The organism is Pseudarthrobacter sp. BRE9 (assembly GCF_031844305.1).
In the GTDB taxonomy this organism is placed as follows: Bacteria; Actinomycetota; Actinomycetes; order Actinomycetales; family Micrococcaceae; genus Arthrobacter.
The window spans coordinates 227,882-245,098 of sequence record NZ_JAUZUY010000002.1; the positions used below are offsets into that span (position 1 = coordinate 227,882).

The window sequence follows — 17,217 nt, forward strand, 5'->3', positions numbered from 1 at the left end:
TCTAGGCCCCACCCACCGCCTCCCTTACCTCGCTGCGCCCGGCCAGGGGACCTGCGGCGGCGTGTGCTAGTAGGCTGACGGCGTGCTGAAAATTGGACTGACGGGCGGGATCGCTTCAGGGAAATCGGTGGTGGCCGCCCGGCTGAAGGAACGCGGCGCCGTGCTGGTGGACGCTGATGCGCTGGCGCGGGAGGTGGTTGAGCCCGGAACCGAAGGGCTGGACCGGATAGTGGTGGAGTTCGGCGCGGACATGCTCGACGACGCCGGGCGGCTCGACCGGGCACGGCTCGGCGGGGCGGTGTTCGGCAACCAGGAGCGGCTGGCGGCCCTGAACGCCATCGTCCACCCCCTGGTACGCACCCGCGCGGCCGCCATAACGGCAGCGGCGACGGAGGACGCCATCGTGGTCCAGGACATCCCCCTGCTGGTGGAAACGGGGCAGGGGGCAGCATTCCACCTGGTGCTGGTGGTGGACGCCCCGGAGGATGTGCGGCTGCAGCGGATGCAGGAGCTGCGCGGCATGACGGAGGAGGCGGCGCATTCGCGGATGGCCGCCCAGGCTACCCGGGACGCACGCCTCGCTGCCGCCGATGTCGTCCTGGACAACTCCGGCACGGTTCAGCACCTGCTTGACCAGGTGGACAGGCTCTGGGACGGGCGGCTGGTGCCCTTCGCCCACAACTTGGCGGCGGGGACGCGTGCGCCCCGGAACAGGGGACCGGTGCTGGAGCCGCACCGGACGGAATGGGCGCAGCAGGCGGCCAGGATCGCGGCACGCCTGGCGGCGGCTGCACCGGGCCTCGTCCTGGCCGTGGACCACATCGGTTCCACCTCTGTTCCCGGCCTGGCCGCCAAGGATGTCATCGACCTCCAAGTGTCCGTGCCCGACCTGGAGGCCGCGGGCAGGATCGCACCGCTCCTGGCCGCTGCCGGCTTCCCGGCGGTGCGGGGTATGGAATCGGACACCCCCAAGCCGGACGCTCCCGATCCGTCAGAATGGCTGAAGCGGTTCCACGCCAACGCGGACCCGTGCCGTGCCGTGAACGTGCATGTCCGGGCCGCCGGCTCGGCCGGATGGCGTTACGCCCTGCTGTTCCGGGACTGGCTGCGGAACGACCCCGCCGCGCTCAAGCTCTATGAGGGACACAAGTCGGAGCTCGCTGCACGCTTTGCCGGCTCTGGCAGCACCGGGGCCTACGCGTCAGCCAAGGAACCGTGGTTCACGGACGTTGCGTGGCCGCAAATGTCCGCCTGGGCCGGGGCAACCGGGTGGGAGCCGCCGTCGTACACGTCCTGAGGCCGGTCCCTGGAGGGGTGGCTGTTCGCCTGTAACGGACGGGGCCGTACAGTGTCGGTGGCCGGTTGTAGATTAGATCCATGAGCCTTGCGCAGGAGATCAACCGTGTTGTAGCGCCCTTCGAAGTCATCAGCGAATTCAAGCCCGCGGGCGACCAGCCGGCCGCCATCGCGGAGCTGACGGAGCGCATCAACAACGGCGAGAAGGACGTGGTTCTGCTCGGTGCCACGGGTACCGGCAAGAGCGCCACCACCGCCTGGCTCATCGAGCAGGTGCAGCGGCCCACCCTGGTAATGGTGCAGAACAAGACCCTCGCCGCGCAGCTGGCCAACGAGTTCCGCGAACTCCTGCCCAACAACGCGGTGGAGTACTTCGTTTCCTATTACGACTACTACCAGCCCGAAGCCTACGTCCCGCAAACGGATACGTTCATTGAAAAGGACTCCTCCATCAACGAGGAAGTCGAACGGCTGCGCCACTCCGCCACCAACGCCCTGCTGACCCGGCGCGACGTGATCGTGGTGGCCACCGTGTCCTGCATTTACGGTCTGGGAACCCCCGAAGAGTACATCGCCGGGATGGTCACCCTGCGCAAGGGCCAGGAGATGAACCGGGACGCCCTGCTGCGAAAGTTCGTCTCCATGCAGTACGCCCGCAACGACATGGACTTCCACCGCGGCACCTTCCGGGTACGGGGCGACACCGTCGAGATCATCCCGATGTACGAGGAACTGGCGCTGCGGATCGAGTTCTTCGGGGATGAGGTGGAGAACATCTACACCCTGCATCCCGTCACCGGCGAAGTGATCCGCGAGGAGACGGAAATGTACGTCTTCCCGGCCTCGCACTACGTCGCCGGGCCGGAACGGATGAGCCGGGCCATCAAGACCATCGAGGAGGAGCTCGCAGAACGGCTGGCGGTCCTGGAGGGCCAGAACAAGCTTGTGGAAGCCCAGCGCCTCCGCATGCGCACCACCTACGACCTCGAAATGATGCAGCAGATGGGCTTCTGCAACGGCATCGAAAACTACTCCCGGCACATCGACGGCCGTCCCGGCGGCACAGCGCCGCACTGCCTCATCGACTACTTCCCGGACGACTTCCTGCTGGTGGTGGACGAATCCCACGTCACCATTCCGCAGATCGGCGCCATGTACGAAGGCGACATGTCACGGAAGCGGACCCTGGTGGACCATGGCTTCCGGCTGCCGTCCGCCATGGACAACCGCCCGCTGAAATGGGACGAGTTCCTGGAACGGATCGGCCAGACCGTCTACCTGTCCGCCACCCCGGGCAAGTATGAACTCGGCAAGGCCGACGGCTTCGTCCAGCAGATCATCCGCCCCACGGGCCTGATCGACCCCGAAGTGATCGTCAAACCCACCAAGGGGCAGATCGATGACCTCCTCGGCGAGATCCGCACCCGGGTGGAAAAGGATGAGCGCGTCCTCGTCACCACCCTCACCAAGCGCATGGCCGAGGACCTGACCGACTATCTCCTGGGCCACGGCATCAAGGTGGAGTACCTCCACTCCGATGTTGACACGCTGCGGCGCGTTGAACTCCTCCGTGAGCTGCGCCTGGGCAGCTTCGACGTCCTGGTGGGCATCAACCTGCTCCGTGAAGGACTGGACCTGCCCGAGGTCTCCCTGGTGAGCATCCTGGACGCGGACAAGGAGGGCTTCCTGCGTTCGTCAACGTCGCTCATCCAGACCATTGGCCGTGCCGCCCGCAACGTGTCGGGCCAGGTGCACATGTACGCCGACCGGATCACCGACTCCATGGCCAACGCCATCGACGAAACCAACCGGCGCCGCGCCATCCAGGTGGCCTACAACCAGGAACACGGCGTGGACCCGCAGCCGCTCCGCAAGAAGATTGCGGACATCACGGACCAGCTGGCCCGCGAGGACGCGGACACCCAGGAACTGCTGAACAACAACCGCCTGGCCAAGGGTGCCAAGCGGAGCAAGTCCGGCGCCAAGGGCGGAGCACAGGTGCGCGCGGACGGCCTGGCCGCTGCGCCGGCGGAGGACCTGGTGGGCCTGATCGAGCAGCTGACGGAACAAATGCATGGTGCCGCAGCGGAACTGCAGTTCGAGGTGGCAGCCCGGATCCGTGACGAAGTCAGCGAACTGAAGAAAGAGTTGCGCCAGATGCAGGCGGCCGGCCACGCTTAAGGCCTGCCCTAACCGGACCGGCACATCCTGACCGCACAACGGCGGGCACCCATCCCGGGTGCCCGCCGTCGCGCTTCGCGTTGCAGTGGTGCCGCTTTACTTCCGTGCCGAATCGATCATTCCCTTCGCTTCCTGCATCAGGCCCTTGGCTGCGTCAGTGGGGGATTTACGGTCAAACAGCACATCGGTGCTGTAGCGCTGGATCAGCGCCTGCACTCCGGAAGAACCGGTGGGAGGCACCGGGGGCCCGCTCTTCAGATCCGGCTTGATGTCCTTCAGGAATGCCGCTGCGGCCTTGTCCGCGGGGGTCAGCAGCGGGTCGATTGCCGTCTGGACCTCGGAGTTGGTGGGGAAGCCCCGCTCGGTCAGGATGGTCTTGGCCGCATCCAGGTTGTTGAGCATGTAGTTGACTACTTCGGCGGCTTCCTTCGGGTGCTTGCTGCGGGAGGAAACTGACCAGAACATGGACGGTTTGTACGACATGCCGTTCTCCTTGGCGCCGCCGGTGGAACTGGGGGCGCGCAGGATCTTGACGTCGGTCTTCAGCGCGGACTGAAGCGCGTTCACCTGGTTGGTCCACCACCAGGACATGGCCGTCTTCCCGGTGGCAAACAGGGTTTGTTCCACAGGGGCGCTGATGTCCTCGGTGGCTATGTTTGCCGGCGGGGCGGCGCCCTGGTTGCGCAGGTTCAGCACGTTCTGGAAGAAGGACGCAGCGGTGTCCTCCTTGAAGCCAAGGCCGCCATCCTCCGAGTACAGCGACTCACCATGCTGCATGGCCCAGGTATTCAGGTCCGAATCGGTCAACGAATAGGAACTGCCGTAGTTGGTCTGGCCGGCCTTGCCCGCTGCTGCCGCGATCCGGGCAGCAGTCCGGGTGTAGTCGTCCCACGTCCAGGTCTTGTCGTCCGGGATGGGAACCCCGTAGTCCTGGAACATCTTGGTGTTGATCATCACGGCCTTTGCGTTCTGGCCGGTGCTCAGGCCGAACTGCTTGCCGCTTACCTGACCTGACTTGAGGGCGTCCTGGTCAATCTTGGACGTGTCAATGTTCCCCTGCTTGGACAGGTCCAGCAGTGCGCCCCGGCCACCATATTCAGCGATGTAGGCCTGGTCCATTTGGATCACGTCCGGTGAGTCGTTGGCGGCCGTGGTGGTGGCCAGCTTGTCCCAGTAGCTGCTCCATACTCCGGGCTCAGCCTGGACCTTGATGTTGGGGTGCGAGGCCTGGAAGGCGTCGATCACCTGTTGGGTCTGTTTGTTCCGCAGGTCATTGCCCCACCACGTGAAGCGGACGGTGACGTTTCCGGCGCTGTCGCCCGACGAAGAGGACGAGGAGGACGAGCAGCCGCTGGCGAGCATGGCCAGTGTTGCGGCGGTGGCAAGGGCTTTGACCACCATGCCAGTGCGATGAGGAGTCTTCATTGACCAACCTTGATCTTTTTGGAAAGGACACCGGGCCCGGGTGAGAAACCGCTTTCTCGCCCGGAGCGATTATTGCAAGCGTGGTGGGAGGCGTCAACACCTACGGGGAAAACGTTATCCAACAGTCGGACCGGGGCCGGTCCGGAATCCCACCCGCGCGAGCGGCCACCCGTCTGGGGTACAGTTAATGGCACGTAGGGGAGTATCCCAGGCGCTACGATCGTCAACACGCAGGGCACAGTTGCCCCGCCGGGCGTAGCGGGCCGCCGTATCAGCACCAAGTGCGCAGGCAGGCCGGAGAGACTTACACCATTTCTGTGTGCCCTGCGAAAGGCTTTCCTGTGCTCGATTTGCCCGTTTGGTTCGAGGTTGGCTCGTTCGTCGTCCTCGGCCTGATTCTCCTGGTCGACCTCCTCCTGGTGGTCCGGCGACCGCACGAACCGTCCATGAAGGAAGCCGGCCTGTGGGTGGCTTTCTACGTCACCTTGGCCCTTGCTTTCGCCGGTGCCATGTTTGCTTTCACCGGCGCGGAGTTCGGCAGCCAGTTCGTTGCCGGCTGGGTCACTGAATACAGCCTCAGCATCGACAACCTGTTCGTGTTCATCATCATCATGGCCAGGTTCTCCGTACCCCGGAAATACCAGCAGGAAGTCCTGATGGTGGGGATCATCATCGCGCTGATTTTGCGCGGTATCTTCATCATGCTCGGCGCCATCGTCATCGAACAGTTCAGCTGGGTGTTCTACATCTTCGGTGCGTTCCTGCTGTGGACCGCCTGGAAGCAGGCCCAGGACGAGGGCGAAGAGGAAGAAGACCGGGAGAACCCGCTGATCGCCAGGATCCGCAAGGTCATTCCCATGTCGGAGAAGTTCGACGGCGGCAAGCTGCGGACCACGGTGAACGGCAAGAAGGTCTTCACCCCCATGGTGATCGTCTTCATCACCATCGGCCTCACGGACCTGCTGTTTGCGGTTGACTCCATTCCCGCCATCTTCGGCCTGACCCAAAGCCCCTTCATTGTCTTCACAGCCAACCTGTTCGCCCTGATGGGGCTGCGGCAGCTGTACTTCCTGCTCGGCGGCCTGATGAACAGGCTGATCTACCTGAAGCACGCGCTGTCTGTCATCCTCGCGTTCATCGGCGTCAAGCTCGTCCTGCACGCCATGCACGTGAACGAGCTGCCCTTCATTAACGGCGGACGCCACATTGAATGGGCACCCGAAATTCCGACCTTCGTGTCGCTTGCCGTCATTGTGGGCACCATCATCGTCGCCGTCGTCGCCAGCCTGCTCAGTTCCAAGGCCCAGGCTGCCAAGATTGATCCCCGGCTCGAGGAAGACGTCCGCAAGAGCCACAGCGACGTCGAGTAGGATCCCGCCCGCTCCTGTGAATCCTCAAGATCCCGGCCGCCTGCGCGGCCGGGATCTGGCCATTAAACCCCTCGCGGAGACGGCGGGCTGTAGCCCCTGTGGCACGCGCCGCCGCGGGACTATGCTCTGAACATGGCCCGCACACTTGTGATGGAGCAGGACGTGCGCCACGTGCAGCGGCGCACCGTTGCGCTCTTGAGCGTGGCCCAGGTTTTCAGTGGACTTGGAACAGGATCAACCGTGTCCATCGGCTCAATCCTGGCCGTGGAACTCTCGGGTTCCAGCGCGTGGGCCGGCGCCGTCGCCACGGTGATGACGCTTGGAGCCTCTGCCGCGGCCCTGCCGCTGGCGTCGCTTGCGGAACGGCGCGGACGCCGGGCCGGCCAGGTGGCCGGTCTCTCGGCGGCTCTGGCAGGGGCCGTGCTGATGGTGCTGGCCGTTGTATCAGGCCTCTTCGCCCTGCTGCTCCTGGGATCGGCCGGCATCGGTGTGGGCACGGCCGCGAGCCTGCAGGCAAGGTTCGCCGCTGTCGACCTCGCCGCCGCAGAGCACCGGGGACGGGCATTATCCACCGTTGTCTGGGCGGTAACGGTCGGCGCGGTGGCCGGTCCAAACCTGATCCAGCCGGGCGCGGCCGTGGGGGCAGCGTTGGGACTGCCGCCGGTGGCAGGCCCGTTCGTAATTTCCGGGGCCGGGCTCCTCATCGCCACGGTGATCCTGTTCGCCGGCCTTCGCCCCGACCCGCTGCAGCTGGCGCGCCAACGCGCCGCGGCCCACGCCGCCCCGGCCGGTCCGCCTGCAGGGGGAGCACCGGCCGGCGTTCCTGCCGCCCCTCCCACCGACGCCGTGGCCGCAGCAGCGGCAGCCCGGGGATCGCTCAGCCGTGGGCTGCGCGCCATCCGCGGCTCACGGACGGCCCTGCTGGCCGTGACCGGCGTCGTGGCCGCGCACGCGATGATGGTCGGGGTGATGTCGATGACGCCGCTGCACCTCCAGCATCTGGTGGAAGGGCCGGGACAGCATGCGGGGCACGTCGCCGAGGGGGACGTGCTGGTGATCATTGGTTTCACCATCTCACTGCACATCGCCGGCATGTTCGCGCTCTCTCCGGTCATGGGCTGGCTGACCGACAGGGCCGGCAGGGTTCAGACCATCATGATCGGCTTCACGGTGCTGATCGCGGCGGTGGCTGTTGCCGGGTTTGGCCAGTCCTCAACCACGGCAGTGGCCCTGGGGCTGGTCCTGCTGGGCATGGGCTGGTCCGCGGCAACGATCTCAGGCTCCACACTCCTGGCCGAAAGTGTGGGGCAGGAAGCCCGGGTGGCAGTCCAGGGTGTTTCCGACATGCTGATGGGCGCCGCCGGTGCCGTGGGCGGCGCGGTGTCGGGACTGGTTCTTGGCTTCGCCGGCTACCTCGGCCTGAACCTGGTTGGCGGAACCATTGGGGCAGCGGTTTTGGCCGCCGCGATCGTCACACGCCTCTCCCACCGGCAGTCAGCGGCCGCCTGACCGCACCATGCCCAGCAGGCGCGCAAATATTCTCTCACCGTCGTCGGCGATTCCGTCGTGGTGGAAGTCCGCCGTCTCCCAGACCTGCAGGCCGCGCACCGCTGCTGCAGTCTGCAGGGAAAGGTCCCGGTCCACGTAGATGTCGTCGGAATAGACCGCCGCGGCCACGGGAACAGTGTTGGCGGTCAGCACCCCGGGGTCGTACAGCGGGGTCCAGTCCTTTTTGGTGGCCAGCAGTTCCGCCACCTCCCGAAGGGGCCGGAGTGCCGTGTCCTGCTCGAAGTACCACGGGTACACCATCTCGCCCGTGAGCAGCAGCGGGTCGGCGTCCGGCCGGAACCATGGGTTCTCGCCGAGCATCCGCCATGCTGACCAATTAGTGGCGTGCCCCTGGCCGTAGATGGATTCGTGCATCAACGCATACAGCGGGTTGGAGCGGCGGGAAACCACGCTGTGGAGCTGCTCCAGGAACGCGTCGGACAGCCGCGGTCCGCTGGCCGTGTCCACAAAGGCGTCCTCGAGCAGGTAATGGAGGCTGTCCACGCGCGTGTTGCCCCCCAGGAACGCCCCCGCCATCTGGAACCGCTCCACGGTGAGCGGTCCGCCGTCGGGCAGGAATTCAGGTGTGGAACGCAGATGGCGGGCGATCCGCTCCACGACGTCCCTGTCCTCTGGGTACCAGCCGAAGTACTCATCGTTGCGTGCCGCTACCCGCTGGTATGTAGCCCGGTACACGTCGTCCGCGCTGCCGGCAAGCGGGGCAAGGCCGCCGGTGATCAGCACCTCCCGCAGGCCTTCAGGCGCGAAGGACAGGTAGGTAAGCGCACAGAAGCCCCCGTAGCTCTGGCCGTAAATGGTCCAGGCGGGTGATTCGAGGGCGCGGCGGATCAGCTCTGCGTCCGCCACGATCGAGTCCGCCCTGAAGTGTTCCAGGTAGGCGGCCTGCTCCGCTGCGGAGCCGATCGCAGGCAGGGTGGTGCGGTCAAGGGGCGTGGAGAGCCCGGTGCCGCGCTGGTCCAGCATGAGGATGCGGAAGTCCTGTGCCGCGGCCTTGCCCCAGCCGCCCAGCGAACCCCACCTGTTGCCGCGGCCGCCGGGGCCGCCCTGCAGGAAGAGGAGCCACGGCAGCCGCGCGGCGGCCTCCTCGCTGTGCGCGGCAGACACGTACTCCCGCGCGAAAACCGTGATGGTTTCGCCCGACGGCCTCCCGTCGCCGGCGCGGGCATGATCCATTGCAGTGGAATGGTCCAGGGGGACCGTGAAGTAATGCTCCACCGTGCGCATGCCACGGAATTCATGCCGGGCCCTGATCTCATGCCGGACGACGGCGGTCGCCTGGTCCCGTTGGGTGTCAGCCACGGGCGGGAGCGGGACGCGAGTTGCGGGATGGTGCCCGGCCGAACTGGTCCAGCGCTTCTCCGGTAAGCCTGAAGGTGGACCAGCCATCCATGGGCCGGGCGCCGAGGCGGCGGTAGAAATTGATGGACGGCTCGTTCCAGTCCAGCACGCTCCATTCCACCCGCGCGTAGCCGTTCTCGACTGCGATCGCCGCAAGGTGCTGCAGCAGGGCCTTGCCGTGTCCTTCGCCGCGGGCTTCCGGGCTGACGTAAAGGTCTTCCAGGTAGATCCCGTGCACGCCCTCCCAAGTGGAGTAGTTCAGGAACCACAGCGCGAAGCCCTGGACCTCACCCGCCGCGTTTTCGGCCATGGCCGCGAAGACGCGGGGGTTCTCGCCGAAGAGCACCTGCTCCAGCCGTTCGGGGGTGTTCCGGACGGCGTCGGGTTCCTTCTCGTAATGGGCCAGTTCATGGATCATTCGGAGGATGGCGGGCACGTCGTGCGGGGTAGCGGGGCGGATTACACTCATTGGTCGAGCTTACCGCCGGCGTCAGAGCCGGTTCACGTCGGTCACCCTGACCACCGCTGTTCCGGTGGCATCCGATTCCGCAAGGTCCACTTCCGCGGAGATACCCCAGTCGTGGTTGCCGGCGGGGTCATCGAAAATTTGCCGCACCTTCCACGTTCCGGGTTCCTCCGTGATGATGAGCAGGCCCGGCCCGCGGGCGTCCGGTCCCGTGCCGATATCGTCGTGTTCGTCGAAGTAGTCGTCCAGCGCGTCTTCCCAGCGTTCGGCACCCCAGCCGGAGCCGCCGTCGAGCTCTCCCAGCGCAGTGGCGTCCTCGTCGGCGAACAGTTCCACGCGCCGGAACATCTCGTTGCGCACCATCACGCGGAACGCGCGAATGTTGGAGGTCAGAGACGGCGGCGGGGGCGGCGGCGCGTCGTGCGGCGTGGGCGCCGCCCCGGAGGTCAGTTCCTCCCATTCGTCCAGGAGGCTGGAGTCCACTTGCCGCACCAGCTCGCCCAGCCAGGCAATGAGATCTTCCAGGTCCTCGCGGAGCATGTCCTGCGGAACCGTTTGGCGCAGCGCCTTGAAGGCATCGGCAAGGTACCGCAGTACGATTCCTTCGGACCGGGCCAGGCCGTAGAACTGGACGAATTCGCCAAAGTTCATGGCCCGCTCGTACATGTCACGCACCACCGATTTGGGCGCCAGCTCAAAGTCGCCCACCCACGGCGCCGCCTTCCGGTACACCTCGAAGGCTTCGCCCAGGATTTCCGCGAGCGGTTGGGGATAGGTGACCTCGTCCAGCATGGCCATCCGCTGGTCGTAGTCGATGCCGTCGGCCTTCATGGCGGCCACCGCTTCGCCGCGCGCCTTCTTCTGCTGGGCCGACAGGATCTGCCGCGGTTTCTCCAGGGTCGCTTCGATCACGGACACCACGTCCAGGGCGTACGACGGCGACTCCGGGTCAAGGAGCTCCAGTGCGGCAAGTGCGAAGGGGGAGAGTGGCTGGTTCAGGGCGAAGTTCGGCTGGAGGTGGACGGTCAGCCGGACGGAACGGCCGTCGGGGCCCTGTTCTTCGGGCGGAATCCGTTCGATGACCTCGGCGGCCAGCAGTTCCCGGTAAATGCCCAGGGCCTTCTTCATCAGCCGCAGCTGGGAGGACCGGGGCTCGTGGTTTTCGGTGAGCAGCCGCCTGGCAGCCGCGAATGGGTCCCCGGGCCGTTCCATCAGGTTCATCAGCATGGCGTGCGTCACGGTGAAGCTGGATGTCAGCGGGTCCGGTACCGATTCCACCAGCCGCTTGAACGTCGGTTCGCCCCAGGACACGAAACCCTCGGGCGGCTTCTTCTTCACCACCTGGCGCAGTTTCTTCTGGTCGTCGCCGAATTTCGCGGTGGCCTTGGCCATCGCCTTGACGTTCTCGATCACATGCTCGGGTGCCTGCACCACCACGGTCCCGGCGGTGTCGTAGCCCGCCCGGCCGGCCCGGCCCGCGATCTGGTGGAACTCACGTGAGTTGAGCGGGCGGGTGCGGACGCCGTCGTACTTGCTCAAAGCCGTGAGCAGCACCGTCCGGATGGGGACATTGATGCCCACGCCCAGGGTGTCCGTGCCGCAAATAACCTTCAGCAGCCCCGCCTGCGCCAGCTGCTCCACCAGTCGGCGGTACTTGGGCAGCATTCCGGCGTGGTGCACACCGATTCCGTGGCGCACCAGCCGGTTCAGCGTCTTCCCAAACCCGGCGGCAAAGCGGAAGTTGGCAATCAGCTCCGCGATCTTGTCCTTTTCCTCCCGCGTGCACACGTTGATGCTCATCAGGTTCTGGGCGCGGTCGATCGCTTCGAGCTGGCTGAAGTGCACCACGTAGACGGGCACCTGCCGGGTGGACAGCAACTCCTCCAGCGTCTCGTGGACGGGAGTCTGGTGGTAGTAGTAATGCAGCGGGATGGGCCGCTCGGCGGAACTGACGGTGGTGGTGGCGCGGCCGGTCAGCGCCGTGAGTCCCGCTTCGAACCGGCTGACATCGCCCAGGGTGGCGGACATCAGCAGGAACTGCGCCTGCGGAAGCTCCAGCAGGGGGACCTGCCAGGCCCAGCCGCGCTGGGGGTCGGAGTAGAAGTGGAACTCGTCCATGATCACCGCGCCGAGTTCGGCTGCCGAGCCCTCCCGCAGCGCGATGTTGGCCAGGATCTCGGCGGTGCAGCAGATGATGGGAGCATCCTGGTTCACCCCGGAGTCACCGGTGATCATCCCAACGTTCTCCGCTCCGAAAATCTCGCAGAGCGCGAAGAATTTTTCGGACACCAGGGCTTTGATCGGCGCCGTGTAATAGCTGCGGCGGCCCTGCGCCATGGCCTGGAAGTGCGCCGCAATGGCCACCAGGGACTTCCCGGACCCGGTGGGGGTGGCCAGTATGACGTTCGCCCCCGTCGCCAGCTCCATGATCGCCTCGTCCTGTGCCGGGTACAGCGACAGGCCCCGGCTTTCCGTCCACTCCACAAACCGGGTGTAAAGGGCGTCGGGGTCGACGGCGGCAGATTGGGCGGTGGCGGACAGATCGCTCAGCTGGTCAACGAGTTTCATTGACTTCAACCTTAGTGCCCCGTCGCGCGCGGGTCCGGAGTCCCCGGCGGGTTAGGCTACGCCTTGCCCGTGTGTGCGTCAGAACCTGGAGAAATTCATGAAATGGGACCCCGCAAAGTACGTCCAGTTTGGCGATTACCGGAACCGGCCGTTCTTCGATCTCACAGCCCGCATCCATGCCGACCGGCCCATGCAGGTGGTGGACCTTGGCTGCGGGCCGGGGAACCTCACGGCAACCCTGGCTGAACGCTGGCCCGGCACCCGGGTCCTGGGCGTGGATTCCTCCGCGGAGATGCTGGCAAAGGCGGCAGCCTTGGTGGAGGAAGAAGCCTCCCTTGAGTTTGAGCAGGCGGACATTGCGGGCTGGATGCCCGGCCCGAACACGGACGTCGTGGTCAGCAACGCCGCCCTGCAGTGGGTCCCGGGGCACCAGGACATGATGCGGAGGTGGCTGGAAGTTCTCCGGCCCGGGGCCTGGTTCGCTATGCAGGTGCCCGGTAATTTCAACGCGCCGTCGCACTCGCTCATGCGGGACCTCGCAGGGTCGGACCGCTGGGCAGGGAAGCTGGGCGGCGTGCTGCGGGGCGGGGAGGCAGTGGGGGAGCCCGCGGACTACCTGGGAATCCTGCTCAACGCCGGCTGTGCGGCGGACGCGTGGGAGACCACCTACCAACAGGTCCTGCCGGGGCCGGACCCGGTGCTGGAGTGGGTCCGGGGCACGGCACTGCGGCCGGTCATGGCCGCCCTCGATGATGACGATGCGAAGAGGTTCGAAACCGAATACGCCGCCGCTTTGCGGGATGCGTACCCCCGCGGCACCCATGGCACCGTGTTCCCTTTCCGCCGCATCTTCGCAGTGGGTCGTAAGGCGGGCTGACATCCGGCTGGCGGGTTTTCGGCGCGGTCACAGGCTGTGACAGCACCGAAAAGTGATCTGGCTTACAATGACGACTGTGGTTTCGGGGTCAAGCCGCTGGCCCCCTCTTCGGCCCAGGCATTTACAGGGGGTATTTTGCTGGTCGGACTCTTGAAGCGGCAGCTTGCCGGTCAAGTCGCGTATGTGTGGGCGATCGTTTTCCTGCAGCTGGTCCAAGCGGCGGCAAACCTGCTGCTGCCTACCCTGAACGCGGCCATCATCGATGATGGGATCGTCGCGGGCAAACCGGAGGTGATCTCGCGCCTCGGCATGCTCATGGCCGTCATTGCCGTGGTGCAGGCAGCCGCCGCCATCGCGGCCGGCTACCTTGGCGCGGTGGTGGCCATGAGGACCGGGCACCGCCTGCGGGCCGAGGTTTTCACCCGGATCCAGTCACTGTCCTCCCAGGACGTGGCCCTGTTCGGAACACAGAGCCTCACCATCCGCGCCACGAACGACGTCCAGCAGATCCAGGCTTTCGCCGTGCTGGTCTTCACCATGCTCTTTGCCGGGCCTGCCATGGGCGTCGGCGGCATCGTCCTGGCCGTGCAGCAGGATGTGGCATTGTCCCTGGTGGTGATCGTCATCGTGCCCCTGCTCCTGCTGATCATGTACCTGATCGTCCGCCGGCTGATTCCGCTCTATCGTGAGGGCCAGGACCTGCTGGACCGATCGGGCGGGATTCTGCGCGAGCAGATCATCGGTGTGGACGTAATTCGTGCCTTTGTCCGCCAAGGCCATGAGGTCCGGAGGTTCGCGGAGACCAATGCGGCATTGACTGCCAACAACCTGCAGTCTGCGCTCCTGGTGGCGGGCATGCTGCCCATGATCATGCTGGTGGTCAATACCAGCTCGGTTGCCGTCGTCTGGTTCGGCGGGCACCGGATCCAGGCGGGACTGATGAACCTTGGAGCGCTCACGGCGTTCATCGCCTACATCATGCAGATCCTGCTGGCGATCATGATGTCGATGTACGTCCTCATGACGGCTCCGCGGGCCGCGGTCTGCGCAGAACGGATCCAGGCGGTGCTGGACACCGAGCCGTCAGTCCGCAATCCAGCTGGCCGCAGCCCGGCCAGCCAGAGTGCAGCCGGGCCGCCGCAGTGGAGTGCCGGCCTGCAGGGGCAGCCGGCAACGCTCGCCTTCCAGGGCGTCGCTTTTTCTTATCCGGGAGCGGAAGCGCCGGTGCTGGCGGATATTAGTTTCACCGCGGCTCCCGGTACCACCACGGCAATTGTTGGCTCCACCGGCAGCGGCAAGACCACGCTGCTGAACCTGATTCCACGATTCCTCGACCCCACCAAGGGCCGGATCACCTTGGCCGGGCACGACATCCGGGACCTGACCCTGGACCAGCTCCGTGCTGCCATGGCCATCGTGCCCCAGCACTCCCACCTTTTTACCGGAACAATCGCGGACAACCTGAGGATGGCGGACCCCGACGCCACGGACGAGGAACTCTGGGCGGTCCTGGAGACGGCGCAGACCATGCGGTTCATGCGCGACCTTCCGCTTGGACTTGCCACCCCCGTAGGCCAGGGAGGCGCCAGCCTGTCAGGGGGCCAGCGGCAACGGCTCTGCATCGCCAGGGCCCTGTTGCGCAAGGCGCCCCTCTACCTCTTTGATGACAGCTTCTCGGCGCTGGACTACGACACCGACACCAGGTTGCGGCAGGCCCTGGACCAGGCGCTCACCGACGCCACGGTCATCATTGTGGCCGAGCGCCTTTCCGCCGTGGAGGACGCGGATCTCATCCTGGTGCTCGACGACGGCCGGCTGGTTGCGCAGGGAACGCACCGGGAGCTGCTGGGAACGTCCGCCACCTACCGGGAGATCGCCGAATCCCAGCTCGCGCTGGACGGCACGCTGTGACGGCGGTGGAAGAAACCGCGGAGACGGCGCACAGGTTCTGGCCGACGGCCCGCAGGCTCCTTGGCCTGCTGCGCCCCTTCCGGCTGCAGATGCTGGGAGCGGTCGGGGCAACATGCGCCTTCGCAGGACTCAACGTTGCCGCCCCAAAGTACCTGGGCGACGCTACTGACGTGGTGGTGGAGGGCATTTTCCAGGGTAGCCTTGACCAGCGCCTCGGCATCCTGCTGGCCGCCGTCGCCATCATGTACACCTTTGCTTCCCTGTTCAACTGGGTCCAGGGCGCCCTGACGGCACGCGCGGTACAGGGACTCATGTACGGCCTGCGGGCAGCGGTTGAGGACAAGCTGCACCGGCTCCCCTCCACCTACTTCCGGGAACGCTCCCGGGGTGATGTCCTGAGCCGGGCCACCAACGACATCGACAACATCGCCCAGGCCCTGAACCAGGTCCTGACCCAGCTCATCGTGTCCGTCCTGATGCTGTGCGGTTCGCTGGCCATGATGCTCTGGATCTCGCCGTTGCTCGCGGCCCTTGCCATTGCCAGCGTCCCCGTCTCCACCTGGATCACGGTCCTGGTTGCCAGACGGTCCCAGGAGCATTTTGCCCGGCAGTGGAAAGAAACCGGCGAGCTCAACGCACACGTGGAGGAATTCATCAGCGGGCACGAAGTCATCAAGGCTTTTGGCCGGCAGGCGCAGGCGGCCGAGGTGTTCCGGCGCAGCAATGGGCGCCTGGCACGGGCAGCCGCGAAAGCCCAGTACTCAGCCGGCATGGTCCAGCCGCTGATGGTGCTGATGTCCAACCTCAATTACATCGCGGTTGCCGTTGTCGGGGCGCTGCAGGTCATCGCAGGCGCCATGACCATCGGCGGAGTCCAGGCATTCATCCAGTTCAGCCGGTTGTTCACGCAGCCTGTAGGGCAGATCGGCGGGCTGCTGAACGTCATGCAGTCCTGCGCGGCTTCCGCGGCCAGGGTGTTCGTGCTCCTTGATGCCGGCGAAGACCCGCAGGAGCCCACAGGGTGGGGCGGCGATGTCCCCGCCGCGGGCCGCATAGCCTTCCACGACGTCACGTTCGGCTACCCGGGTTCCGTTCCGGCGGTCCGCAACCTTACGTTCACGGTGGAACCGGGCCAGGCAGTGGCCATCGTGGGGCACACCGGTGCGGGCAAGAGCACCGTCGTGAACCTGCTGATGCGGTTCCTCGAACCCTCATCCGGCCGGATCACCATGGGCGGAATGGACATCGTGGAAATACCCCGCGACCAGCTGCGGGCCCGGTTCGGCGTGGTGCTCCAGGATTCCTGGCTCTTCGCGGGAACCATCCGGGAAAACATCGCGTATGGCCTGCCGGGCGCCCCGGACGCGGCCATTGTTGCCGCCGCCGAGGCAACCTACGCGGACCGTTTCATCAGGTCCCTCCCGCACGGCTACGGCACATTGCTGGAGAACGGCGGGGAGCCGCTAAGCCAGGGCCAGCGGCAGCTCATTACCATCGCCAGGGCGCAGCTTGCCGGGCGCAGCGTGCTGGTCCTGGACGAGGCCACAAGTTCCGTGGATTCCAGGACCGAGCTGCTCATCCGCCAGGCGATGCAGCGGCTGCGCCAGGGACGGACCAGTTTCGTGATCGCCCACCGTTTGTCCACCATCCGGAACGCTGATCTAATTCTCGTCATGGACCACGGACGCATCGTCGAGCAGGGCACACATGGAAGTCTCCTGGCCGCCAACAGCTACTATGCCAGGCTCTACAACGCCCAGTTCGCGGAACGCGACGGCCGTGCGGGTGTCCTGGAGGGCGGGCTGTGAGCAGCGGAGGCGACTTCCCGGGATCCTGGCGGCCCAACGCGGCGAGCAGCGTGGCGCTGTTTGAGCAGCTGCGGCTACAGGTCATCCACCTGGCGGACAGCGGCGCGCTGGCACCGGGCACCAGGCTGCCTGCCGTGCGGGCCCTCGCGGAGAAGCTCGACGTCGCCCCGCACACCGTGGCCAGGGCGTACAAGGAACTGGAGGCTGCCGGCATCGTCACCACCCGCGGCCGGAACGGGACGGTGATTGCCGCACGTGATGAGCGGCTGGGCGGCCTGTCCGCCGCGGCCGCCGCGTACGCCGCCGTCGCCAAATCCCAAGGGGCCAGCTTCGCCGAGGCGGTGAAGATCCTTGCCGCCGCCTACGATGTTCCCTGACGGCGGAACCGTCAGTGTTCGAAAAAGTTTT

General features: G+C 66.0%; 12 protein-coding genes. 8 read left to right on the top strand and 4 right to left on the bottom strand.

The window, feature by feature from the left end; genetic code table 11:
- Window positions 1–82 precede the first annotated feature (82 nt).
- Entirely contained in the window at window positions 83–1,297 is a 1,215-nt protein-coding gene (coaE, locus tag Q9R31_RS05930; RefSeq protein ID WP_311261824.1) for a dephospho-CoA kinase, read from the top strand.
- A gap of 80 nt (window positions 1,298–1,377) precedes the next feature.
- Window positions 1,378–3,477, top strand: coding sequence for an excinuclease ABC subunit UvrB (gene uvrB / locus Q9R31_RS05935; protein ID WP_311261825.1), 2,100 nt, complete (start codon window positions 1,378–1,380; stop codon window positions 3,475–3,477).
- Between the two features lie 96 nt (window positions 3,478–3,573).
- Here the strand turns inward: uvrB and Q9R31_RS05940 are convergent, their stop codons facing one another.
- Window positions 3,574–4,902: an extracellular solute-binding protein gene (locus tag Q9R31_RS05940; protein WP_311261826.1), complete on the bottom strand. Its 1,329-nt coding sequence runs from the start codon at window positions 4,900–4,902 to the stop codon at window positions 3,574–3,576.
- Window positions 4,903–5,243: 341 nt separating this feature from the next.
- On the opposite strand from Q9R31_RS05940, the gene Q9R31_RS05945 reads away from it, so the two are divergent.
- A complete protein-coding gene (locus Q9R31_RS05945; protein WP_311261827.1) occupies window positions 5,244–6,272 on the top strand; it encodes a TerC family protein in 1,029 nt (342 codons plus the stop codon).
- Between the two features lie 132 nt (window positions 6,273–6,404).
- A complete protein-coding gene (locus tag Q9R31_RS05950; RefSeq protein ID WP_311261828.1) occupies window positions 6,405–7,781 on the top strand; it encodes an MFS transporter in 1,377 nt (458 codons plus the stop codon).
- Here Q9R31_RS05950 and Q9R31_RS05955 read toward each other — a convergent pair.
- The 3 genes from Q9R31_RS05955 to Q9R31_RS05965 form a co-directional block, all read right to left on the bottom strand.
- The gene (locus Q9R31_RS05955; RefSeq protein WP_311262194.1) at window positions 7,767–9,065 is read right to left on the bottom strand and encodes an alpha/beta fold hydrolase; all 1,299 of its coding nucleotides are present in this window, start codon (window positions 9,063–9,065) and stop codon (window positions 7,767–7,769) included. The two genes, Q9R31_RS05950 and Q9R31_RS05955, sit on opposite strands and share 15 nt — an antisense overlap.
- A 67-nt stretch (window positions 9,066–9,132) precedes the next feature.
- On the bottom strand, window positions 9,133–9,648 hold the full coding sequence (locus Q9R31_RS05960; protein WP_311261829.1) for a GNAT family N-acetyltransferase: 516 nt from the start codon (window positions 9,646–9,648) through the stop codon (window positions 9,133–9,135).
- A gap of 21 nt (window positions 9,649–9,669) precedes the next feature.
- The gene (locus tag Q9R31_RS05965) at window positions 9,670–12,213 is read right to left on the bottom strand and encodes a DUF3516 domain-containing protein (RefSeq protein WP_311261830.1); all 2,544 of its coding nucleotides are present in this window, start codon (window positions 12,211–12,213) and stop codon (window positions 9,670–9,672) included.
- Window positions 12,214–12,310: 97 nt separating this feature from the next.
- Here Q9R31_RS05965 and Q9R31_RS05970 point away from each other — a divergent pair, with 97 nt between their 5' ends.
- The 4 genes from Q9R31_RS05970 (at window position 12,311) to Q9R31_RS05985 (ending at window position 17,186) form a co-directional block, all read left to right on the top strand.
- Window positions 12,311–13,090 (top strand): trans-aconitate 2-methyltransferase, encoded by a 780-nt coding sequence (locus Q9R31_RS05970; protein ID WP_311261831.1) that lies wholly within the window; start codon window positions 12,311–12,313, stop codon window positions 13,088–13,090.
- Between the two features lie 135 nt (window positions 13,091–13,225).
- Window positions 13,226–15,001 (top strand): ABC transporter ATP-binding protein, encoded by a 1,776-nt coding sequence (locus tag Q9R31_RS05975; protein WP_311261832.1) that lies wholly within the window; start codon window positions 13,226–13,228, stop codon window positions 14,999–15,001.
- Window positions 14,998–16,809, top strand: coding sequence for an ABC transporter ATP-binding protein (locus Q9R31_RS05980; protein ID WP_311261833.1), 1,812 nt, complete (start codon window positions 14,998–15,000; stop codon window positions 16,807–16,809). The genes Q9R31_RS05975 and Q9R31_RS05980 overlap by 4 nt, the downstream gene beginning before the upstream one ends.
- Window positions 16,806–17,186, top strand: coding sequence for a GntR family transcriptional regulator (locus Q9R31_RS05985; protein ID WP_311261834.1), 381 nt, complete (start codon window positions 16,806–16,808; stop codon window positions 17,184–17,186). Before Q9R31_RS05980 ends, Q9R31_RS05985 begins: the two co-directional genes overlap by 4 nt.
- Window positions 17,187–17,217: the final 31 nt, after the last annotated feature.